Below are 22,623 nucleotides of genomic sequence, written 5' to 3' on the forward strand. Positions count from 1 at the left end.
CTCGACAGCTGCTACCAGCGAACGCAGCCTGCGGCAGCTGCTACGCACCCCGGCTTCACTCTGTCCCATGCGCTGCGCTGATAACCCTCCATCCAGCCCATCCATACCCTGCGCAAACCCCCGCCCCATGCGGCCATTCATCCTTTGGAGGTACACCACGAATACCTCCTTGGTGCGCTTATCGCTCCCGGCGTGCGGCAGTAGGGTGGGGCCTTCTGTCACTCACCGGGGAAGACGCATGACAAAAACAACAATGCGCGCCATCTTCAAACCGCAAGCGCTGGCCGCTGCGGTGGCCTTGGGCTGCTGTGCCCAGGCGCAGGCTGTTTCATTCAACATCGGCGAAATCGAGGGGCAGTTCGATTCCTCGCTGTCCGTCGGCGCGAGCTGGGGCATGCGCGATGCCGACAAGTCGTTGGTGGGCACCGTCAACGGCGGCACCGGCCAGGCTTCGACCGGTGATGACGGACGCCTGAACTTCAAGAAAGGCGAGACCTTCTCCAAGATCTTCAAAGGTATCCACGACCTCGAATTGAAGTACAGCGATACCGGTGTATTCGTCCGTGGCAAGTACTGGTACGACTTCGAGCTGAAGGACGAAGACCGCGAGTTCAAACAGATCAGTGACAACGGCCGCAAGGAAGGCTCCAAGTCTTCGGGCGCGCAGATACTCGATGCTTTCGTCTATCACAACTATTCCATTGCCGATCTGCCGGGCACCGTGCGCGCCGGCAAACAGGTGGTCAGTTGGGGTGAAAGTACCTTCATCGGCAACTCGATCAACAGCATCAACCCGGTCGACGTTTCCGCGTTCCGGCGTCCTGGCGCAGAGATCAAGGAAGGCCTGATTCCGGTGAACATGCTGTTCGCTTCCCAGGGCCTGACCGATCAGCTCACGGTGGAAGGGTTCTATCAACTGGAGTGGGATCAGACCGTTCTCGACAACTGCGGCACCTTCTTCGGTGGTGACGTGGCGGCGGATGGTTGCAACACCGGTTACACCGTCGGCAGCCCGGCGATCGCCCCGTTGGCGCCGCTGGCGGCAGCCTTTGGCCAACCTATCCAGGTCACCAGCGAGGGGGTGATCATTCCTCGCGGCGGCGACCGCGATGCCCGGGATTCGGGACAGTGGGGCACGGCCTTGCGCTGGCTCGGTGACGACACCGAATACGGCCTTTACTTCATGAACTACCACAGTCGCACACCGACCGTCGGCACCACCACCGCCGGGTTGTCGACGCTGGCCAGCCTGCCAGGCATGGTCAGTGTTGCCAACAGTCTGGCGGCTGGCAGCGGTTCGGCCCTGGCCCGAAGCGTGATGCTCGGGCGCGGCCAGTACTACCTCGAATACCCGGAAGACATTCGCCTGTACGGCGCGAGCTTCTCCACCACCTTACCCACCGGTACTGCCTGGACCGGCGAAATCAGCTACCGGCCCAACGCTCCGGTGCAGCTCAACACCACCGACCTGACCCTGGCGTTGCTCAACCCGATCGCCGGCGGCGCGGCTTCGCCGATCGTGACCACGGCAGGTGCCGACAACACCGGTTATCGCCGCAAGGAAATAACTCAGGTCCAAAGCACCCTGACGCACTTCTTCGATCAAGTGCTGGGCGCCCAACGTCTGACTCTGGTCGGTGAGGCAGCGGTGGTACGGGTCGGTGGTCTGGAGTCGAAAAGCGAGCTGCGTTATGGCCGTGATTCGGTCTACGGCCAGTACGGTTTCGGTGGCGATACCGACGGCTTCGTCACCTCTACCTCTTGGGGCTACCGCGCCCGGGCGATCCTCGATTACGCCAACGTGATCGGCGGGATCAACCTCAAACCCAACCTGTCCTGGTCCCATGACGTCGCCGGCTATGGTCCCAACGGGCTGTTCAACGAGGGCGCCAAGGCGGTCAGCGTCGGTGTCGATGCCGATTACCGCAACACCTATACCGCGAGCCTCAGTTACACCGATTTCTTCGGTGGTGACTACAACGTCCTGGAAGACCGTGACTTCCTGGCGCTGAGCTTCGGTGTGAACTTCTGATCTGGCTGAGAAGGATGATGTTAATGCACAAGATGATTCTGCAATGCGGCGCCCTGGCCCTGAGCCTGCTGGCCGCCAACGTGATGGCGGCGGTCTCGCCGGAAGAAGCCAACAAGCTCGGCACCACACTCACGCCGCTGGGCGCCGAGAAGGCCGGCAACGCCGAGGGCTCGATCCCGGCCTGGACCGGTGGCATCCCGAAAAACGCTGGCGCTGTCGACAGCAAAGGCTTCCTGGCTGACCCGTTCGCCAGCGAAAAACCGTTGTTCACCATCACCGCCGCGACTGTTGATAAGTACAAGGACAAGCTTTCGGATGGCCAGGTGGCGATGTTCAAGCGCTACCCGGAAACCTACAAGATTCCGGTCTACCCGACCCATCGCACCGTGGGCCTGCCGCCGGAAATCTACGAGTCGGCCAAGCGCAGCGCACTGAACGTAAACAGCATCAATGACGGTAACGGCCTGGCCAACTTCACCGGCAATCGCTACTACGCGTTCCCGATTCCGAAGAACGGCGTCGAAGTGCTGTGGAACCACATCACCCGTTACCACGGCGGCAACCTGCGACGCATCATCACCCAGGTGACCCCACAGACCAACGGCAGCTACACGCCGATCCGCTTCGAGGAAGAGATCGCCGTACCGCAACTGATGAAGGATCTGGATCCGGAAAAAGCCGCCAACGTGCTGACCTTCTTCAAGCAGTCGGTGACCGCGCCGGCGCGGCTGGCGGGTAACGTGCTGCTGGTGCATGAAACCCTCGATCAGGTAAAAGAGCCGCGTCTGGCGTGGATCTACAACGCCGGTCAACGTCGAGTGCGACGCGCGCCGCAAGTGGCCTACGACGGCCCGGGCACCGCCGCCGATGGTCTGCGCACGTCGGATAACTTCGACATGTTCTCCGGTGCGCCGGATCGCTACGACTGGAAACTGATCGGCAAAAAGGAAATGTACATTCCCTACAACAGCTACAAACTCGACTCGCCGAGCCTCAAGTACGATGACGTGGTGAAGGCCGGGCACATCAACCAGGACCTGACCCGTTACGAGCTGCACCGGGTCTGGGAAGTGGTCGGCACGGTCAAGCCGAGCGAGCGGCACATCTACGCCAAGCGTCACATGTACCTCGACGAAGACAGCTGGCAAGTGGCGCTGGCGGATCACTACGACGGTCGCGGCCAACTGTGGCGAGTGGCCGAAGGTCACGCCCAGTATTACTACGATCACCAGACGCCGGCCTACACCCTGGAGGCGCTCTACGACATCATTGCCGGCCGATACATTGCCCTGGGAATGAAGAACGAAGAGAAGCACAGCTTCGAGTTTGGCTTCGACGCCAAGTCTGCGGACTACACCCCGTCGGCCCTGCGCGCCGAGGGCGTTCGGTAAGGGTTTTGATACATTGGCATCACGAGAGGCGACCTGCGGGTCGCCTTTTTTATGGGCGCCAATCAGCGTCCTGAATACTTCTCAACAAGCAGGTTAGAGAGGGCTAGGGTGGCCGGACAATTATAAAAAGGCACGCCGCAATGACCGCCATGACTCCATGTCTGGACCGTTCTGGATTCCTGCCCCGCCTGTCCTCTCATCACCTTTCGCGGGCTCGTTTGAGCGAGCCGTTACTGGCTTCGACGGCCCGGGTGAAATTACTCTGCGCACCCGCCGGCAGTGGCAAGAGCGCGCTGCTCGCCGAATGCCTGTTGCAGGCGCCAACCCTATGCCGAGTGCATTGGTTGCCATTGTCTGGCGTGGCGTCGAGCGCGGCGGATTTTCGTCATCGTCTGGCGCAGATGCTGGGGCTGGCCTCATCGGATGAAACCGGGTTGCTCGGCGGTCTGGCGCGATTGCAGACGCCGACCTGGCTGTTTCTTGATGACTATTCCCGCCTGCCGAACCCGGAGCTGGACTCGCTGCTGGATCGCATGCTGGCGATCAGCAGCCCGATGCTGACGTGGTGGCTGGGTGCCCGCCGTCGGCCGCAATGCAACTGGCCACGGCTGTTGCTCGATGATGAGTTGTACGAGTGCGAAAGCGCTTCGCTGGCTTTCACGAAAGGTGAGGTCGAGCAGATATTGCAGCCCTGGGTACCGGAGCAGGCCAGCAAGGTGGCCAGTCGGCTCATCCAGCGCACGGGTGGTTGGTGTGCGGGTGTGCGGATTGCGTTGTTGCACAAATGCGACTGGTCGCGTCAGGACAACCCCCCGGGACGGGCAGCCACCCTGCTCGATTATCTGGAGCATGAGTTGTTCAGCTCGCTGACGCCTGAGTTGAGCGAGGCCTGGCGGGTGCTGGCCCACTTGCCCCGCTTCAATGCCCGGCTGTGCGATCACCTGTTCGGGGCCGGGGAGGGCGCTCAGTACTTGCGAACCTTGCAAGCGCTGGGCTGCTTTATCGAACCTTGGCGGGACTCCACCGACTGGCTACAGATTTTCACCCCGTTCACCCAGTTGTTGCGCGACGAACAATGGCCGGCGGGACGCTCCTGGCATCGGCGCGCCTGCCAGTGGTTCTGTGCCGAACAGGACTGGAAGTCGGCCTTTGAACAGGCATTGCTTGCCGAGGAATACGAAGTGGCGGTCAGCCTGTTGCAGCACTTCAGTTTCGAGCATTTGTTCGAAGAGCAAACGGTGGTGCTGTTGCTGCGTTTGCATGAGCAGCAAGGCGAGGAACTGACGCTGGGCAGTCCGCAATTGGTCGGCTTGATTACCGCCGCTCTATTGTTTGCCGGACGTTTCGACCAGGCGACCGCCTGCATCGCTCGTTTGGCGCATTTCACGCCTCAACCCTCGGCGATGCTTCAGCGTCAATTGATTGCCCGCTGGCAGGCCCTGCAGGGTTGGTTACTGCATTTACAGGGACGAATGGAGCTTGCGCGTGCGCACTTTCTGGACGCGTTGAATGCGCTCGATCCCGAATGCTGGACGGCGCGCCTGATGTGTTTGTCCGGTTTGATGCAACAGGCACTGCTAAGGGGCGAACTTGATGTCGCGCAAGCCCATAATCGCGAGGCGCTGTGCCTGGCGCGGGCGCAGGGTTCGCTGGTGTTTGAGGGCTTGATGGAGCTCGATCATGCGCAATTGCTGGAGCAACGGGGCGCGGCGGTGCGGGCCGAAAGTCTGCTTTGCGAGATCGATGAATTGCTTCGCCAGCGTTCGGACCGACCTGCGCCCTTGTTGGGGCGAATTGCGTTGCGGCGTGGGCGGTTGGCCCTGTGCGTGGGCGCAGACGAGCGCGCTGTCGAGTTCTTTCAGGCGGGCCTGGACGATTGCACGCGCAATCACGACAAGCGCGTGTTGTATGGGTTTCTGGGTCAGGCCCAATTAGCTGCGAACAAAGGCGATTACGCCCAGGCGTTTGTCTGCTTGCGCGACGCTGAGCGGCTGATGCAACAACGGCATATCCCAGACACCGTCTACCGCGGTGTTCTGCTGCAAGTCAGCAGTCAGCTCTGGCTGCAACAAGGTCGTCCGGAACTGGCACACGAGGCTCTGAGCCGCGTGCTGCGTCACTATCGCGGGCCGAATGGCCGGCAGGCCCCACCGGCGACCCTGGAGTTGATTGCGCGGGTCGAATATCAGTTGGTGCTGGCAGAGACCTATCTGCAACAGGCGAAAAATCCGCTGGATCAGCTCAAGGCCTTGCTCGATCACGCGCAACGTCATGCCATGCTGGCGCTGGAAACCGAACTGCACTTTGCGATCACCGAAGTGGCGGACCTTATCGGCGAAGCCACGCTGGCCAGGTCAGCACTGAGGGCAGGTCTGGAACGGGTGGACCGCTGCAACTTGCAGCAGGCCTTGCGCGAATTGCGCCTTCGCCAACCGAGCCTGCTGAGTCGCCTGGGTGAAAATGGACAATTAAGTTCAACGGCGATCGAGGCCAACCCGCTGAGCGGGCGAGAGCTTGAGGTGCTGGGTCTGATCGCCCAAGGCAACTCGAATCAGCAGATTGCCGAGCAGTTGTTTATTTCATTGCATACGGTGAAAACCCACGCGCGACGAATACATGGAAAGTTGGGCGTAGAGCGTCGAACCCAAGCCGTGGCCACGGCGAAGAAGTTGGGGCTTATATCGCAAGCCTGATAGTCGGCAGCGAGGAACTGTATGCACAACCGTTTTTTTATGAGATCGGCGCGGCGGGTTCAAATCCCATTCGCCAACTGACGGCGCGGGTGGCGGATAACAATCGTTGCGCCGCGGGGCCGTTTTCATCGGCGTGAAATAACGAGGTCGGGCCGACGATGGTCATCACTGCTGCCACCTGTCCGACCGCATTGAACACCGGCGCCGACAACGCATCCACGCCGGGCATCAGCAAGCCATGAACATGGTGCAAGCCGCGTTCGCGGATCTGCTCGCACAAGCTCGCATAAGTCTTTTCGTCCGCCAGCGGATGGGCATCGACGGCGATTTCCTGCTCGCGCAATTCATCCGTTTCCCGGTGGGGCAAATAGGCACTGAACACCAGCCCCGTCGATGAGCTGAGCAACGGTAAAACCGAGCCCAATTGCGTGACCACCGTCACCGCCCGAACCGCCGGTTCGATGTGCACCACTGTCGCGCCCTGATTGCCCCACACCGCCAAAAAACAGGTTTCGTTCAGCTCATCTCGCAACTCGGCCAAGGGCAGGGCGGCGACTTTCAGCACGTCCATACTGTTCAGGGCAGCCAGACCGACTCGAAGCGCTTCGCGGCCGAGGCCATAGTGGTTGGTGGCGGTGTTCTGCTCGGCAAAACCGCTGGCGATCAGCGCCTGTAAATAGCGGTGAACCTTGCTCGCCGGCATGTGCACGTGTTCGGCCAGGCGCGACAAAGAGGTCGACGGCGACAGCTCGGCAAGCGCCTTGAGGATGTCGGTGCCGACCTCGGCTGAGCGGACTTTCTGTTTACCGTTGCTTTCGCTGGTCATGGAGGCGATGTGATCCCGGGACGAATGGGCGTCTTTATAGCTTGACGGTCAATACCAATCAAATTACGTTATGCGTAATTGAATTACGATAAAAATAACCCGGGCGTGCCAAGACCTCTTCAGCAGAACGTCAGGCCATTGCCTACTCCCGTTCAGGAGGCTCCATGAACCTCGATTCAACGGCGCCAGCGCTGGCTTATCAGTCAGGCTTTGGCAACGAATTCAGCAGCGAAGCGTTGCCCGGCGCACTCCCCGTCGGCCAGAACTCCCCGCAAAAAGCCCCTTACGGCCTGTACACCGAACTGTTCTCCGGTACGGCCTTTACCATGGCTCGCAGCGAAGCACGACGGACCTGGATGTACCGCATTCAGCCGTCGGCCAACCACCCGGCTTTCGTCAAACTGGATCGGCAACTGGCCGGCGGCCCATTGGGTGAAGTAACCCCCAATCGCCTGCGCTGGAATCCGTTGGACATTCCGACCGAACCCACCGATTTCATCGACGGGCTGGTGAGCATGGCCGCCAACTCGGGCGCGGAAAAACCGGCCGGGATCAGCATTTATAACTACCGCGCCAACCGTTCCATGGAACGGGTGTTTTTCAATGCCGACGGCGAACTGTTGCTGGTGCCGGAACTGGGCCGCTTGCGCATCGCCACCGAATTGGGCGTGCTGGAGCTTGCGCCGCTGGAAATCGCCGTGTTGCCTCGCGGGCTGAAATTCCGTGTCGAGCTGCTCGACCCGCAAGCCCGTGGCTACATGGCCGAAAACCATGGCGCGCCGCTGCGCCTGCCGGATCTGGGGCCGATTGGCAGCAACGGCCTGGCTAACCCGCGAGACTTCCTGACGCCGGTGGCCCATTTTGAAAACCTCAAGCAACCGACCACCCTGGTGCAGAAATTCCTCGGTCAGTTGTGGGGTTGTGAGCTCGACCATTCGCCGCTGAACGTGGTCGCCTGGCACGGCAATAACGTGCCGTACAAATATGACCTGCGCCGCTTCAACACCATCGGCACGGTCAGTTTCGATCACCCGGATCCGTCGATCTTTACCGTCCTGACCTCGCCAACCAGCGTGCACGGTCTGGCCAACCTCGACTTCGTGATCTTTCCGCCACGCTGGATGGTGGCCGAGAAAACGTTCCGTCCACCGTGGTTCCACCGCAACCTGATGAACGAATTCATGGGCCTGATTCAGGGCGAATACGATGCCAAGGCCGAAGGTTTCGTACCCGGCGGTGCGTCGTTGCACAGCTGCATGAGCGCCCACGGCCCCGACGGCGAGACCTGCACCAAGGCGATCAACGCCGAACTGGCGCCGGCTAAAATCGATAACACCATGGCCTTCATGTTCGAGACCAGCCAAGTGTTGCGCCCGAGCCGATTCGCCCTGGATTGCCCGCAACTGCAAAACAATTACGACGCCTGCTGGGCCACGTTGCCCGCCACTTTCGACCCGACCCGGAGATAACCCATGACTCAGACTTCCATCACTCGTAGCTGGGTCGCCTCCGCCAACGGCCACGCGGATTTTCCGCTGCAAAACCTGCCGTTGGGCGTATTCAGCGTGAAGGGCACCGCGCCGCGCAGTGGCGTGGCGATCGGCGACCATATTTTTGATCTGGAAGCGGCACTGGAGGCCGGGCTGTTCGATGGCGTTGCGAGAACTGCAGTAGAAGCCACCCGAGGCGGCCAGTTGAATGCGTTTTTTGAACTGGGTCGCGAGGCACGCAGCGCTTTGCGTGAACGCTTGATCGAGTTGTTCAAAGAAGGCAGCACCCTGCACGGCAAGATCGAAGCCCAAGGCGCAAAACTGCTGCCGCTGGCGGCGGATTGTGAAATGCACCTGCCGGCGAAGATCAACGACTACACCGACTTCTACGTCGGCATCGAGCATGCGCAAAATGTCGGCAAGCTGTTCCGCCCGGACAACCCGTTGCTGCCGAACTACAAGTACGTGCCGATCGGTTACCACGGCCGCGCCTCGACCATCCGCCCGTCCGGCACTGACGTGCGTCGGCCAAAAGGCCAGACCCTGCCGGCCGGCCAGACCGAGCCGACGTTTGGCCCGTGCGCACGTCTGGACTACGAACTGGAACTGGGTATCTGGATCGGTCAGGGCAACGACATGGGCGACTCGATCGCCATCGGTGACGCCGCCGAACACATCGCCGGTTTCTGCCTGCTCAACGACTGGTCGGCGCGGGACATCCAGGCCTGGGAATACCAGCCGTTGGGTCCGTTCCTGTCCAAGAGTTTCATCACCAGCATTTCGCCGTGGGTGGTGACGGCCGAAGCGCTGGAGCCGTTCCGTCGTGCGCAGCCTGCGCGCCCTGAAGGCGATCCGCAGCCGTTGCCGTATCTGTTCGATAAACGTGATCAGGCCGGTGGTGCCTTCGACATCGAACTCGAAGTGCTGCTGCTGACCGAATCGATGCGCGAGCAAAATCTGCCGGCCCATCGCCTGACTCTCAGCAACACACAACACATGTACTGGACCGTCGCGCAGATGGTTGCGCACCACAGCGTCAACGGTTGCCAGTTGCAGGCGGGTGATCTGTTCGGTTCGGGCACATTGTCCGGTCCTGAAAACGGTCAGTTCGGCAGCCTGCTGGAAATCACCGAGGGCGGTAAAAAGCCGATCGAACTGGCTTCGGGCGAAGTGCGTAAATTCCTTGAGGACGGCGATGAAATCATTCTGCGCGCGCGTTGCAGCCGCGAAGGTTTTGCTTCCATCGGTTTTGGCGAATGCCGCGGCAAAGTGTTGCCTGCGCGCTAAGAGGATCGGGTCATGGAACTCTATACCTACTATCGTTCGACCTCGTCTTACCGGGTGCGTATCGCGCTGGCGCTGAAGGGACTGGATTACCAGGCACTGCCGGTCAACCTGATCGCGCCACAAGGTGGCGAACATCGGCAGGCGGCGTATCTGGGCATCAACCCGCAAGGCCGGGTGCCGGCCTTGCGCACCGACGAAGGCGAGTTGCTGATCCAGTCACCGGCGATCATCGAATACCTGGAGGAACGTTATCCACAGGTGCCGTTGCTGTCCAAAGACTTCGCCGCCCGCGCTCATGAGCGTGGTGTGGCGGCGGTGATCGGTTGCGATGTTCACCCGCTGCACAACGTCAGCGTACTCAACAAGCTTCGGCAGTTGGGACACGATGAGCCGCAAGTGCTTGAGTGGATAGGTCACTGGATCAGCCAAGGGTTGGCGACGGTGGAGCAATTGATCGGTGACACCGGTTATTGCTTTGGCGATCAACCGGGGCTGGCGGACGTCTATTTGATCCCGCAGCTGTATGCAGCCGAGCGCTTCAATATTCCACTGGACGCCTACCCGCGAATTCGTCGAGTGGCGGCGCTGGCGGCGACACATCCAGCCTTCTTCCTGGCCCATCCGGCGAACCAGCCCGATACCCCGTAAAAGCCTTCACATAGACCCAATGTGGGAGCGGGCTTGCTCGCGAAGAACGATAACGCGGTGCGTCAGAAATACCGCGGAGCCTTCTTCGCGAGCAAGCCCGCTCCCACATGAGGTCAGTGAACCACTGAGTTGGGCGGTAGGTGCCCTAATCGTTCTGTCAGGCGAATCCGCTGGATCGGATCGTCACTGAGCAGCAGGGCATGCTCCAGGTCAAAGCGCTCGGCATTCGGGCAGTCCAGTCGTTGGTAGAGGCTGGCCCGGGCCAGATAGTCGGAGGCGCTGGCGTTGCCCAGTTCAAGCACGCGCTCTGCGTCGATCAGGGCGTCGATATAATCGTCATTCGTGAGGTACAACTGGCGCAGGTTGCGCGACAGCCGTTGCAGCATCTGCACCGGTTCGGCGGTCTGCAAATGCTCGGCGCTGAGCTTCATGTTCGGGCCGTACTGGCGTTGCAGCAGTTCACGGCAATCATTGGGGTACAGCCGTCGCCCGCCGCACGGGTCGAGCAGGTGATCGGCGCCTTGTACCCGCAGCAGGAAATGTCCGGGAAAGTTGACCCCGACCATGGGAATCTCCAGCCTTCTGGCCAGTTCCAGCGCAATCAGGCCCAGCACCAGCGGCTGGCCCCGCCGACGTTCCAGCACTTTATTGAGTAGCGCCACTTGCGGGCGCAAGGGCGTGGAGTCGTCCTGGGCGAACCCCAGGTCATTCATTCGCCGCAACAACGGTTGCGCCAATTCACTCACCGGCACCATCGGCAACCCGTAGCTGACCCGCTGTTGCAGGTCCTTGAAGTCCGCCAGTACCGTCTCGGGATCCAGTTCCTTATCGTGTTCGACGGCCATCCACAGCGCCGCCTCGAACAGCGCGGGCGGTGATCGTTGCAGACAGTCGAAAAAACGTTGGCGCGGGGTCATCAAAATCTCCGGGGAATGCCTCGTTTTAGCCCCGTCACACGCTTTCGTCCAGTACTGCACATAGGTAGTGACAGGTTATGTCCGAAAGCGTTCAAAGCAACGCCGCTTATTCCGGTGCGCTTCTGCAATTTTTGTGCGCAAGCCTATACTGGCGACTACAAGAAGTGATTCGGGAGCCCTACGATGTTCGCTCTCATGCAAAGCACTCGCCTTGAATCGCTGCACCTGAGCGTCGATCCGGTCACCGGGTTGAAGGCGGTGATTGCCATCCACAACAGCCGTCTGGGACCTGCCCTGGGCGGGTGTCGTTACCTTGCTTACCCCAGCGATGAATCCGCGATCGAGGATGCTGTGCGCCTTGCCCAAGGCATGAGTTACAAGGCGGCCCTGGCTGGCCTGGCTCAGGGCGGTGGCGTTGCGGTGATTCTTCGCCCGACTCATGTGGAAAACCGCGCCGCGCTATTTGAAGCCTTCGGGCGCTGCATCAACGAACTCGACGGTCGCTACATCACCGCCATCGACGCCGGCACCTCAGTGGCGGACATGGATTGCATCGCCCAACAGACCCAATTCGTCACCAGCACCACTGCCGCGGGCGACCCTGCACCCCATGCGGCCATGGGCGTGTTCGCCGGCATTCGCAGCACCGCCATGGCCCGCTTGGGCAGCGATAATCTCGAAGGACTGCGCGTTGCCATTCAAGGCTTGGGCAACGTCGGTTATGCCCTGGCCGAACAGTTACACGCTGCCGGTGCCGAGCTGCTGGTCAGCGATATCGATCACGGCAAAGTGCAGCTGGCCATGGAGCAGCTGGGCGCTCATCCGATCGCCAACGAAGCGCTGCTGAGCACCCCCTGCGATATTCTCGCACCCTGCGGCTTGGGCGGCGTGCTGAACAGCAACAGCGTGACGCAGCTGCGGTGCTCGGCGGTTGCAGGTTCCGCAAACAACCAATTGATCCATCTGGAAGTCGCCGATCAGCTGGAGCGCCGGGGCATTTTGTATGCGCCCGATTACGTGATCAATGCCGGCGGGCTGATCTACGTGTCGCTCAAACACCGCGGGGAAGAGCTGACGACCATCACCGCGCACCTGTCGAAAATCAGTTCACGGCTGACCGAAGTCTTCGCCCATGCCCAGGCGGAAAAGCGTTCTCCGGCCCGGGTGGCGGATGAGTTGGCGGAGAAAGTGTTGTACCGGTGAAGTTGAACTGATGAAGGAGTGACGGCCTATCCGGTCGACTTGCTCCCCAAGCCCTGCGCCACAAACGTCGGGCCTGACAAATGCACGCCGACTCCCGCGTGCCAGGAGCCCTGTGATGCCTCACAAGGTTGAGCTGCCGTACACCCGATTTTTATCCCCTGACGGCCAGTTGCTCGGCAATCTTCCCTCCTGGGCTGACGACTTCAATCTGTTGACGCACCTGTATCGGCAGATGGTCCTGACCCGCCTTTTCGATCAGAAAGCTGTCGCCCTGCAACGCACCGGGCGCATCGGCACTTATGCGCCGACCTTGGGCCAGGAAGCCATTGGCGTCGCGGTCGGCAGCCTGATGCACGCCGAAGACGTACTGATCCCGTATTACCGCGACACCGCCGTGCAATTGATGCGCGGCGTGCGCATGGAAGAAATCCTCTTGTATTGGGGCGGCGATGAGCGTGGCAGCGACTTTGCCGACCCGGCGGTCGCTGAGGATTTCCCGATCTGTGTGCCGATAGCCACCCAGGCCCTGCATGCCTGCGGCGTCGCCAGCGCCTTCAAGATTCGTGGCGAGCACCGGGTCGCTGTCACCACTTGTGGCGACGGGGGAACCAGCAAAGGTGACTTCCTCGAGGCCCTCAATGTCGCTGGCGCCTGGCAGTTGCCGGTGGTGTTTGTGATCAACAACAACCAATGGGCGATCTCGGTGCCGCGACGCATTCAGTGCGGCGCCCCCACCCTGGCGCAGAAAGCCATTGGGGCCGGGTTCCACGGAGAGCAAGTCGACGGCAATGACATGCTCGCCGTTTATGACCGGGTGCAAGCGGCCCTCGAACGGGCGCGCCACGGGAAAGGTCCGGTGTTACTCGAATGCCTGAGCTATCGCCTCGGCGATCACACCACGGCCGACGATGCCACGCGCTATCGGTCGGCGGACGAGGTCAAGCAGGCCTGGCTCGAAGAACCGATCAAACGCCTGCAACGCTTCATGGCCGGGCAAGGCGTATGGGACGAGGGCCGCGAACAGGCACTGATCAGCGAATGCCAAGGCTTGGTGCAGGGTGCTGTGGATAACTTCGAAGCGGCGGGTACGCAGGCACCGGAATCAGTGATCGATCATGTCTACGCCCAGTGGCCGCAAGCGCTGGCAGAACAGCGCGAAGAGTTTCTGGAACGGGTGGCGCGCCGGACGGGAGGTTCGGGCCATGAGTAACGGTAAGGTGACGCTGCTGGAAGCGGTGAATCTGGCGTTGCATCGGGCCATGAGCGAAGACGAAAACGTTATCGTCCTCGGTGAAGACGTCGGGGTGAACGGTGGGGTGTTCCGCGCCACGCTGGGCCTGCGCGACAGCTTTGGTTTCAAGCGGGTGATCGACTCGCCGCTGGCCGAAACCATGCTCGGCGGGCTGGTGGTGGGGATGGCGGCCCAAGGCCTGAAACCGGTGGTGGAAATCCAGTTCATGGGGTTCATCTACGCCGCCATGGAGCACCTGGTGTCCCACGCCAGCCGCATGCGCAACCGCACTCGCGGGCGGATCACCTGCCCGATGGTGATGCGCACGCCCATGGGCGCAGGGATACGCGCGCCAGAACATCACAGCGAAAGCACTGAAGCCCTGTTCGCGCATATACCGGGGTTGCGGGTGGTAATCCCGTCCTCACCGGCCCGGGCCTATGGCTTGTTGCTCGCGGCTATCGACGACCCGGATCCAGTGATATTTCTCGAACCCACCCGACTCTATCGAATGAACCCGCAACCGCTGCTGGATGACGGCAAGCGCCTGCCGTTGGACAGCTGCTTCACCCTGCGTGAAGGCAGCGACATTACCTTGATCAGTTGGGGCGCCAGTGTGATGGAAACCCTGCAAGCCGCCACGCAACTGGCCGAGCAGGGCGTCTCGGCGGAAGTGATCGATGTCGCCAGTATCAAACCGCTGGACCTCGACACGATGGAAGCCTCGGTACGCAAGACCGGTCGCTGCGTGATTGTGCATGAGGCGCCACGCTCCTGCGGGGTCGGCGCGGAAATCGCCGCCAGTCTCTACGAACGGGTACTTCTGGAGTTGCAGGCACCGATCCAGCGAGTCACCGCGCCAGATATTCCGCCGCCGCTGTATCGACTGGAATCGCTGTACATGCCCAGCGTCGAAGACATTCTTCATGCTTGTGACATCGTGCTGCACCACGCCTGACAGAGGAGGTTGCGATGAAATATTTCAAACTGCCAGATCTGGGCGAAGGCTTGCAGGAGGCGGAAATCGTCCGCTGGCACGTCAAGGTCGGCGATACCGTCAAGGCTGACCAACTGCTGGTGTCAGTGGAAACCGCCAAGGCGCTGGTGGACATTCCCGCGCCCTACGACGGCGTGGTGGCGAAAACATTCGGTGGCGAGGGCGACATTCTTCACGTTGGCGAACCTCTGCTCGGTTACGAAGGCGAAGCGGATGCGGGCACCGTGGTGGGACGCCTCGAGGGCGGCGGCACGAATCAGGAGGATGCCTTTTTTATCGGCGCTGCGCCTTCGACCCGTGAGCACCTGGCGAACCGTGCCACGCCGGCGGTGCGTCAACTGGCTCGGCAGCTCGGCGTTGAACTGAGCGGCTTGACGGGCTCCGGCCAGGAAGGCCAGATCACCCGCAGTGACGTGGAAAACGCGGCCCAGACGGAACGCGAACGCTTCGGCGGTGAGAAGCTGCGGGGTGTTCGACGCAGCATGGCGCTGAACATGGCCAGGTCCCATGCCGAAGTGGTGCCGGTGACGATTTTCGGTGATGCCGATCTGCATCGCTGGGGGCAGGCGCGAGAACCGCTGATTCGTCTGGCCAAGGCGATGGCGGCCGCCTGCGCGGTGGAACCGGTGCTCAACAGCGCCTTCGATGGTAAAATCCTGGCGCTCAAGCAACACAAACGACTCGATCTGGGCATCGCCGTGGATACGCCGGACGGCTTGTTCGTGCCGGTGCTGCGCAATGTCGGTCAGCGCACGGCGGCGGATTTGAAGGAAGGTGTGATGCGTCTGCGGTCCGACGTGCAGGCGCGCTCGATCCCGCCCCAGGAAATGATGGGCGCGACCCTGACCCTGTCGAACTTCGGCACCTTGTTCGGCCGCTACGCCAACCCGGTGGTGGTGCCGCCGCAAGTGGCGATCCTCGCCGCGGGGGCGATCCGCGATGAACCGGTGGCGGTCGAGGGTGCGGTGGTGGTGCATCCGATCCTGCCATTGTCCCTGACCTTCGATCATCGGGTGGTCACCGGTGGCGAGGCGGCGCGGTTCTTCAAGGCGTTGGTCGAGGCGCTGGAACAACCCTAGATCCAGGTTTCCCGCAGGCATGAAAAAGACCCTGAGCCATTTGGACTCAGGGCCTATTCAATTCGGGCATTGCTTACTTTGGTGTCTTGGCAGCTTTGGCTGGCTTGGTCGGCTCAACGCCCGCTACTTCAATCGGTGCAGCTGCTTCAACAGGTTCACTAACTTCGGCGGGTGCATTCAGCAATTCGGACAGTGCGTCCGGCTGGCTCTTGAATGCCTTGGCGAATACATCACGGTTTTTCGCCATGTAGATCCCGGCTTCTTCCACCTGCTGTTCAGTCAAGGACGGAACGGCTTTTTGCAACACTTCAGCCAGCAATTCTGCCAGTTCGAGCATTTTGTCATGACGGTCAGCTTCGGCTTTATCCATGAACAAGCGCTCCAGATCTCGGCTGCTGCGGTATACCACTTCGACGGCCATTCACCACCTCACATGCCTTCACATTAGTTGTCTGTTTCGACTACTGTATTTATATACAGCGAAAAGGATAAGCGAATCCCTGCGCTTTGGGTAGTGGCTTTTTAATGTAGACCGAATTCAGGGTTTGTCAGGTGAACCGAGTTGTCCCTATTCGCGGGCAAGCCTCGCTCCTACAAGGATCACCGCTGAACCCTGTGGGAGCGGGCTTGCTCGCGAAGACGGCGGCATAGTCAACATTGATGTCGCCTGATACACCGCTTTCGCGAGCAAGCCCGCTCCCACATTGAATTGCGCTTAACTGACTGGCATTTAGGGCTTGCCCGCGATGGCGTCCGTCCAACCACCACTAACGTGTCTCAAATCACGCAGCCATCATCTCACCCAACAGTATCTGGCCTTTTTTCTGCATGCAGAACAACCGTCACGTCCAACCCGCATCATCCGCTCGAACCGAGCTAAGGAACAATCATCGTGAAAATAAACTGGGCCGAGAACCTGCGGCAGAACGTGCACCAACTGGCCGAGTCCCTGGGCAACCTGTTCGTCGAGACCTTCCACTACCTGGCGCTGTTCGCCATCGGTGCGGTGACCGCCTGGGCGGCGGTGATGGAATTCCTCGGGATGCTCGAGCAAGGGGACATCAAGATCGATGACATCTTGCTGCTGTTCATCTACCTGGAACTGGGGGCGATGGTCGGGATTTACTTCAAGACCAACCACATGCCGGTGCGCTTTCTGATCTACGTGGCGATCACCGCACTGACGCGGCTGCTGATTTCCAACGTTTCGCACCACAATCCGCCGGACCTGGGGATCATCTACCTGTGCGGCGGGATTCTGCTGCTGGCGTTTGCGATTCTGGTGGTGCGTTACGCCTCGTCGCAATTTCCTTCGGTGAAGATCGAACACCCGCAGCGCAAGATCGGTGCGGGTTCCGGTGAGCATCCCGAAGTGGAGAAGGGCGAGATTTAAAGCCCCATTGAAGGTCGAGGCCGGGATTTGACCAAGGGCGGCGGGTTGCGATTGTCGCCGTCGGTCATGGCTTCGAGGATGGCCACGGCGCTGTGGCCCTGTTCGATGGCGATGCCGAATTGAATGCTTTGCACCAGGCGTTTGAGGCGCTTGGGATCATTGCGCTGTTCGGCGCTGATCATCCGTTTGGCCACCACGCGGCCACTTTTGGAGAGGGTCAGCATGATGCTGCCGTCCAGCCCCTGAATGCTCAGGTTGACTTGATAATCCGGTGCAAAGGCATCGGTAATGAGTTGAAAGGGGTTGTCCATGATGCGTCACCGCCTGATTGAACGTGCAGTTGTTGACCGGCCGTGATCGGGATTAGTTCGCAACACCAGACCATCGGCCTTCCATGTTCATGTACTTCCATCCGTGCACCGTAGGGCAAAGCAAGGGGCATGCCGGGAAAACGATGGAGCAATGAACACGGCAAAAAAGCGGCGGGCACTCTGGCCTCGCCTTCTTTTTGCCTGCCCGTTTCAGGGCATGAACGAGTAGATGATCGCTGACAGTGCAATCAAATCGACCAGCCACGAACCGATTTTATGCGACGGGCGCGCTGAGTCATCCGGGCGAGCGTGCGGTGCATGACTGGCTGGTGGAGGAGGCGGGGATTTTTCGTGATCTGCATCCGTTGGGGCGGATTGTGAGCAATTGTGACTGAAGAGCGGGGCGACCAAACTCCCGACCTTAACAGCGCTTTTGCCCGTTGTCCGGCTTTTTTTGCGAATCAATATTTATCTTTTTTTAGGGGTTGAAATGTTCAGCGTACAGACCGATTGTGTAACCAAGAGGTCACGGTGATGACGCCCAAGGGCTAGCTGACCGGCCTCTCGCGAGCTAGCTGAAATAAGGGAAGAACTATGCAAATCCAAGTCAATAGCGATAACCATATTCAAAGCAGCATCCGACTGGAGGAGTGGGTACGTACGACCATTGAGAGCACGCTCGAACGATACGAAGAGGACCTGACCCGCGTCGAGGTCCACCTGCGGGACGAGAACGGCGACAAGCCCGGTCCCCACGATATGCGCTGCCAGCTGGAAGCGCGGCCAAAAGGCCATCAACCGATTTCTGTCACTCATAAAGCCGCTAACCTGGAACTGGCGATCGACGGTGCGGCCGAAAAACTCGAACATGCGCTTGAACATCTGTTCGGCAAACTGCGGGGCAAACCACGTGCCGCTGTGGTGCCGTTCGAAAGGCCTACTGCCGATGCGCTGCTGGAAGACGAGTTTCTCGAGAACGAACAGGCTGCACAAAACGGCTGAGGCCTGATTCACTTTTTACCTTCCCACTTCCACCTAAAAAACGGGCCTGCTTATGCAGGCCCGTTCTTGTTTCTGGATTTAATGATTTCTGACTGATCGTTCCCACGCTCTGCGTGGGAATGCCTCAATGGGTGAGGTCAGAGCGCTACCGACGTCTGCACATACACCGTCCGCGGTTCCCCCGCGTACTTGCCCTTGTTGTTGTCATCGAACGAGCGGGTGAAGTACTGGTGGTTGAAGATGTTCTTCACCCCCACCGCCACATTCAGGTCCGACAACTTCGGCCCGAAGTCATACGCCGCGCGGCTGCTGAACAACATGTACCCCGGAATCTTGCCGGTGCTGCCATCGGCGCTTTCGGCCGAGGTGTTGGCGTTATCAGCGAACTGATCACTCTGATAACTGCTATCCAGATTCAGTTTCCACGCGCCTTCGGTATAACCGACGCCGACCGTGCCTTTGTGTTTCGAGGAGAACGGTACACGATTACCCTTGTTCGCCCCGTCTTCGCGGATGGTCGCGTCTACGTAGGCATAAGTCGCGTACACATCAAAACCGGCCAGCGCCGGGCTCAAGTCGTCGAGGGCGTAGTTGACGCTGGTTTCGATGCCTTGATGACGTGTTTCGCCTCGGGCGATCACCGAGTCATTGGTTTGATTGCTTTCATATTGGTTGTCGAAGTTGATCAGGAACGCACCAATTTCTGCGCGCAACGCGCCGTTGTCGTAACGGGTTCCCAGCTCCCAGGTGCGCGCCTTCTCCGGTTTGACTTCGCCGCTGGTCACCCGGTTAGGCATCTGGCTGTACTGCACGCTGCCAAACGAGCCTTCGGTGTTGGCGTAGAGGTTCCAGCTGTCGGTCAGGTGATAGAGCACGTTCAGCGCCGGCAGGGCGGTGTTGTAGTCGCCCTTGTATTTCACGTTGGTCAGGTTGTTGGTCTGCTGCGACTCGATCATTTCGTAGCGGATGCCGGGGGTAATCGTCCACTTGCCGATATCGATCCGGTCATCGACAAAGAACGCGTTGGCCTCGGTGCCGCCCCGGGTATCGCGGTCGTTGCGACTGTTGGTGGTCGGGTATTCGTTGCTGGCGATCGGCGTGCGGTAGCGCAGTTCGTGACCGGCCTCGTTGATGTAGCGATAGCCGACGCCGACTTCATGGCTGGTCGCGCCGAGATCGAAGCCTTGGGCGAAACGGGTTTCCAGGCCGCGTACCCAATACTCCCGTGGCGACAGCGAGAGGAACGTGCCCTGATCCAGATAACCGCTGCGCAGGGTTTTGGTGAAGAATGTATTGGCGGTGAACTCGCGGCGATCTTCCTGATAGCGATAGCCGAAGTTGAACATCGTGCGGCGGCCCCAGAACTGGTCTTTCGGGCGGGTCGATTGATACGGATCGGCGTCGTAATCGGCGACGTTCAGGCCTCCGGGCATGTCGGCCTTGCCTTCGTAATACTGGGCCATGGCATTGAAGCTGTTAGCCTCATCGAGCTGGTATTTGCCCTTGAGGATCAGGTCGTCGATTTCGGTATCGCTGTGTTCGCGCCAGTCGCCACCGCGGGTGCCCGAGTACAAAATCGCGCCGCCCAGACCGTTATCGGCCGTGCCGCCGGCCATTAAGTTGCCGGTAGTTTTGAACCCGTCGTGGCTGGACGATGGACTGGTTTCGCTCTGGAAGCCACCCTTGACCGTCGGCTCATCGGGAATGGCGCGAGTTACGAAGTTGACCACACCGCCGACGTTCTGCGGCCCGTAGCGCACCGCACCGCCGCCGCGCACCACGTCGACCGCGTCCATGTTGCCCATGCTGATCGGCGCGAACGAAAGCTGCGGCTGACCATAAGGAGCGAAGGGCACCGGAATGCCGTCCATCAATACCGTGGAGCGCGACGCCAGCCGAGGGTTGAGCCCGCGAATGCCGAAGTTCAGCGCCATGTCATGGCTGCCGGTGCCGTTGTTGTCTGGCGCGTTGACCCCCGGAATGCGGTTGAGCACGTCCCTGGCCTGAGTCGCGCCCTGGCGTTCGAATTCTTCGCGGCGGATCACGTCGCGAGCGCCGGGGTGTTCGAAAACGTTGGTCTGCGCCGCATCGCCAAGCCAGTCGCCGACCACTTTCGAGGTGTCCAGCTCCAGCGCCGCATCACCCGCTGGTTGCAGGCTGAAGGCATTGTTACCCTCGGCGCGGGCTTGCAAACCGGTGCCTTCGAGCAAAGCGTTCAAACCCTGCGAAGGGGTGTAGTTGCCTTCCAGGCCGCGACTTTGCACACCGCTGGTGACTTGCGAGCCAAAGGAGATCAGCACGCCGGCTTCACGGCCAAACTGGTTAAGTGCGTTCTCCAGCGAGGACGGTGCGATGTGGTACGGCTTGGCATCAGCGGCATGCGCCAGGGGCAGAGCGCCGAAGCTCAGGCTGGCGCCCAGCAAGAGTTGGCGCAAGGTGCGGGTCAGCGGTGTGACGCGGATGGGTTGCATGAAGGGCGATCCTGAGAAGGTTGAATCAAGGGGGCTTTCCTTCTCTGTCACGCCAGATCTGAAAAACGGCTCACTTTTTTTGAAGATCGTTTGATCGTTCCCACGCTCTGCGTGGGAATGCCTCAACGGACGCTCCGCGTTCGGCTCTGGAAGTGACGCGGAGCGTCACGGGCTGCATTCCCACGCGGAGCATGGGAACGATCATTTATCTCTTGCTGTTAAACCTTCGCCTCGACCGTCACCCAATACCGGGTAAAACGCCTCACCTTCACCGGCAAACTGATTTCCAGCAGATCAAGAATCCGCTCGCTGTCGTCCAGTGGATAAGTCCCGGAGATCAGCAGATCGGCAACGTTCTTATTGCAATTGAGCTGCCCCCGGCGATAGCGACCGAGTTCATCAAGGAAATCTCCCAAGCGCATGTGCGCGGCCACCAGCATGCCGTCGGCCCAGGCGCCGCTGTTGGCGTCCAGTGGCAGGGGAGCGCCGATGCCGCGTGCGCCGAAGCTCAATTGTCGGGCGGTTTGCAGCATCCGTGGCGACCCGCCATTGGGCGTCAATTCGACGCTGCCTTCGAACACCGCCACCTGAGTGTGACCGGAAAACTGCCGCACGTTCAGCCGCCCACCTTGGGTTTTCAACAGGCCTTGTGCGGTCTGTACTTGAAACGCTTGGGTGGCGGTCAGCAGAACCTCGCCTTCGAGCAAGCGGATCAGCCGTTGCTGACCTTCGATTCGCACATCGACCGAGCTGGCGGTGTTGAGCTGTACTTGGCTGCCATCGCCGAGCGACACTTTACGTCGCTGGCCGATCGGGCTGCGGTAGTCGGCCAGCAACGGCGTCAGCGGATTGTGCTCGCGCATGCCCCAGGTGACCGCCGAACCCGCGCCGAGAATCAGCAACAGCTTCAATGCCTGACGACGGCCGGCGGATTTCGGTGCGTTGAGGGTGGCGTGGGCCAGCGGTGAAGACAAACCGCGCAAGCGTTGATTGACCCGCTGAATGTGTTCCCAGGCCCGCCGATGTTCACCGTGAGCATCGAGCCATTGCTGCCAGGCGATTTGCTGGCGCGGGTTCAACGGCCCTTGCTGGATTTCCATCCACCAGTGCACGGCCTGCTCGGCCACTTGAGATGAAAAATCCGCAGGGCTGTTCATCGTGCGAAGTAGCAGCGCATCGCCGCTTTGTTCAGGTGCCGTTTGACCGTGGCAATGGAAATGCCCAATTCGGCGGCGATCTGTGGATAAGTCAAACCATCGAGCTGAGCCAGCAAAAAGGCGCGTTTGACCAGACGCGGCAAACCGTCGAGCAACTGGTCGAGCTCCATCAGCGTTTGCAGGATGATCGCCCGATCTTCCTCCGACGGCGCGACGAGTTCCGGCATCTGCGCCAGCGCATCGAGGTAGGCGCGCTCCAGATCCTGACGACGATAATGATTGAACAGCACACGCTTGGCGATGGTGGTGAGGAACGCTCGCGGCTCGATGATCTGGGACGTTTCCCGTGCCGTCAGTACTCGAATGAACGTGTCCTGGGCCAGATCCGCGGCGCTGTCAGGGCAGCCGAGTTTGCGCCGCAGCCAACCGGTGAGCCAGTTGTGATGGGCGTGATAAAGGACTTCGACGGTAGAGGCTGACGACAACGGAACCGCT

The 22,623-nt window shown here is 60.4% G+C and carries 18 protein-coding genes and 2 pseudogenes; 13 read left to right on the plus strand and 7 right to left on the minus strand.

Features of this window, described 5'->3' with window-relative positions; all coding sequences use genetic code 11:
- Positions 1–238: 238 nt before the first annotated feature.
- The 3 genes from IC37_RS15805 to IC37_RS15815 all read left to right on the plus strand — a co-directional run bounded on the left by IC37_RS15805 (position 239) and on the right by IC37_RS15815 (position 6,116).
- Positions 239–2,032, plus strand: a complete 1,794-nt coding sequence (locus tag IC37_RS15805; protein WP_030128646.1) for a DUF1302 domain-containing protein — start codon at positions 239–241, stop codon at positions 2,030–2,032.
- A 23-nt stretch (positions 2,033–2,055) separates the two neighbouring features.
- Entirely contained in the window at positions 2,056–3,423 is a 1,368-nt protein-coding gene (locus IC37_RS15810) for a DUF1329 domain-containing protein (RefSeq protein WP_030128647.1), read from the plus strand.
- A gap of 140 nt (positions 3,424–3,563) precedes the next feature.
- Positions 3,564–6,116 (plus strand): LuxR C-terminal-related transcriptional regulator, encoded by a 2,553-nt coding sequence (locus IC37_RS15815; protein WP_030128648.1) that lies wholly within the window; start codon positions 3,564–3,566, stop codon positions 6,114–6,116.
- A 37-nt stretch (positions 6,117–6,153) separates the two neighbouring features.
- On the opposite strand, the gene IC37_RS15820 is transcribed toward IC37_RS15815, so the two are convergent.
- Positions 6,154–6,942: an IclR family transcriptional regulator gene (locus IC37_RS15820; protein ID WP_030128649.1), complete on the minus strand. Its 789-nt coding sequence runs from the start codon at positions 6,940–6,942 to the stop codon at positions 6,154–6,156.
- Between the two features lie 164 nt (positions 6,943–7,106).
- On the opposite strand from IC37_RS15820, the gene hmgA reads away from it, so the two are divergent.
- From hmgA to maiA, 3 genes are read left to right on the plus strand one after another with little or no spacing between them, the layout of a single operon-like run.
- A complete protein-coding gene (gene hmgA, locus IC37_RS15825; protein ID WP_030128650.1) occupies positions 7,107–8,411 on the plus strand; it encodes a homogentisate 1,2-dioxygenase in 1,305 nt (434 codons plus the stop codon).
- A 3-nt stretch (positions 8,412–8,414) separates the two neighbouring features.
- Positions 8,415–9,719 (plus strand): fumarylacetoacetase, encoded by a 1,305-nt coding sequence (gene fahA, locus IC37_RS15830; protein WP_030128651.1) that lies wholly within the window; start codon positions 8,415–8,417, stop codon positions 9,717–9,719.
- 12 nt (positions 9,720–9,731) lie between these two features.
- Entirely contained in the window at positions 9,732–10,367 is a 636-nt protein-coding gene (gene maiA / locus IC37_RS15835; RefSeq protein WP_030128652.1) for a maleylacetoacetate isomerase, read from the plus strand.
- A gap of 113 nt (positions 10,368–10,480) precedes the next feature.
- On the opposite strand, the gene IC37_RS15840 is transcribed toward maiA, so the two are convergent.
- Complete coding sequence (locus tag IC37_RS15840; RefSeq protein ID WP_030128653.1) at positions 10,481–11,284, minus strand: SirB1 family protein; 804 nt, start codon at positions 11,282–11,284, stop codon at positions 10,481–10,483.
- A 183-nt stretch (positions 11,285–11,467) separates the two neighbouring features.
- Between IC37_RS15840 and IC37_RS15845 the strand changes: the two genes are divergently transcribed.
- The 4 genes from IC37_RS15845 to IC37_RS15860 all read left to right on the plus strand — a co-directional run bounded on the left by IC37_RS15845 (position 11,468) and on the right by IC37_RS15860 (position 15,794).
- Positions 11,468–12,487 carry a Glu/Leu/Phe/Val dehydrogenase dimerization domain-containing protein gene (locus IC37_RS15845; RefSeq protein WP_030128654.1) on the plus strand — a complete coding sequence of 340 codons (1,020 nt, stop codon included), beginning with the start codon at positions 11,468–11,470 and terminating at the stop codon, positions 12,485–12,487.
- A 115-nt stretch (positions 12,488–12,602) separates the two neighbouring features.
- The gene (pdhA, locus tag IC37_RS15850) at positions 12,603–13,697 is read left to right on the plus strand and encodes a pyruvate dehydrogenase (acetyl-transferring) E1 component subunit alpha (protein WP_030128655.1); all 1,095 of its coding nucleotides are present in this window, start codon (positions 12,603–12,605) and stop codon (positions 13,695–13,697) included.
- Positions 13,690–14,676, plus strand: coding sequence for an alpha-ketoacid dehydrogenase subunit beta (locus IC37_RS15855; protein ID WP_030128656.1), 987 nt, complete (start codon positions 13,690–13,692; stop codon positions 14,674–14,676). Before pdhA ends, IC37_RS15855 begins: the two co-directional genes overlap by 8 nt.
- Positions 14,677–14,690: 14 nt before the next feature.
- Positions 14,691–15,794, plus strand: coding sequence for a dihydrolipoamide acetyltransferase family protein (locus tag IC37_RS15860; RefSeq protein WP_030128657.1), 1,104 nt, complete (start codon positions 14,691–14,693; stop codon positions 15,792–15,794).
- 166 nt (positions 15,795–15,960) lie between these two features.
- On the opposite strand, the pseudogene IC37_RS15865 reads toward IC37_RS15860, so the two are convergent.
- A pseudogene (locus tag IC37_RS15865) lies at positions 15,961–16,215 on the minus strand (YebG family protein); the annotation flags it as partial.
- Between the two features lie 471 nt (positions 16,216–16,686).
- On the opposite strand from IC37_RS15865, the gene IC37_RS15870 reads away from it, so the two are divergent.
- On the plus strand, positions 16,687–17,187 hold the full coding sequence (locus IC37_RS15870; protein WP_030128659.1) for a phosphate-starvation-inducible protein PsiE: 501 nt from the start codon (positions 16,687–16,689) through the stop codon (positions 17,185–17,187).
- Here the strand turns inward: IC37_RS15870 and IC37_RS15875 are convergent.
- A complete protein-coding gene (locus tag IC37_RS15875; protein ID WP_007903270.1) occupies positions 17,184–17,498 on the minus strand; it encodes a DUF3509 domain-containing protein in 315 nt (104 codons plus the stop codon). The genes IC37_RS15870 and IC37_RS15875 overlap by 4 nt on opposite strands.
- Positions 17,499–17,773: 275 nt before the next feature.
- Between IC37_RS15875 and IC37_RS15880 the strand changes: the two are divergent.
- Positions 17,774–17,893 (plus strand): annotated as a pseudogene (locus tag IC37_RS15880) (LysR family transcriptional regulator); the annotation flags it as partial.
- A gap of 199 nt (positions 17,894–18,092) precedes the next feature.
- Complete coding sequence (locus tag IC37_RS15885) at positions 18,093–18,500, plus strand: HPF/RaiA family ribosome-associated protein (RefSeq protein WP_008070486.1); 408 nt, start codon at positions 18,093–18,095, stop codon at positions 18,498–18,500.
- 137 nt (positions 18,501–18,637) lie between these two features.
- Here IC37_RS15885 and fecA read toward each other — a convergent pair whose 3' ends face one another.
- The 3 genes from fecA to IC37_RS15900 all read right to left on the minus strand — a co-directional run bounded on the left by fecA (position 18,638) and on the right by IC37_RS15900 (position 22,613).
- Entirely contained in the window at positions 18,638–20,971 is a 2,334-nt protein-coding gene (gene fecA / locus IC37_RS15890; RefSeq protein ID WP_030128660.1) for a TonB-dependent Fe(3+) dicitrate receptor FecA, read from the minus strand.
- A gap of 218 nt (positions 20,972–21,189) precedes the next feature.
- The gene (locus IC37_RS15895; protein ID WP_030128661.1) at positions 21,190–22,128 is read right to left on the minus strand and encodes a FecR domain-containing protein; all 939 of its coding nucleotides are present in this window, start codon (positions 22,126–22,128) and stop codon (positions 21,190–21,192) included.
- Entirely contained in the window at positions 22,125–22,613 is a 489-nt protein-coding gene (locus tag IC37_RS15900) for a sigma-70 family RNA polymerase sigma factor (protein ID WP_030128662.1), read from the minus strand. Before IC37_RS15900 ends, IC37_RS15895 begins: the two co-directional genes overlap by 4 nt.
- Positions 22,614–22,623: the final 10 nt, after the last annotated feature.

Origin of the sequence: Pseudomonas sp. QTF5, assembly GCF_000512695.2 — a bacterium.
In the GTDB taxonomy this organism is placed as follows: domain Bacteria; phylum Pseudomonadota; class Gammaproteobacteria; order Pseudomonadales; family Pseudomonadaceae; genus Aquipseudomonas.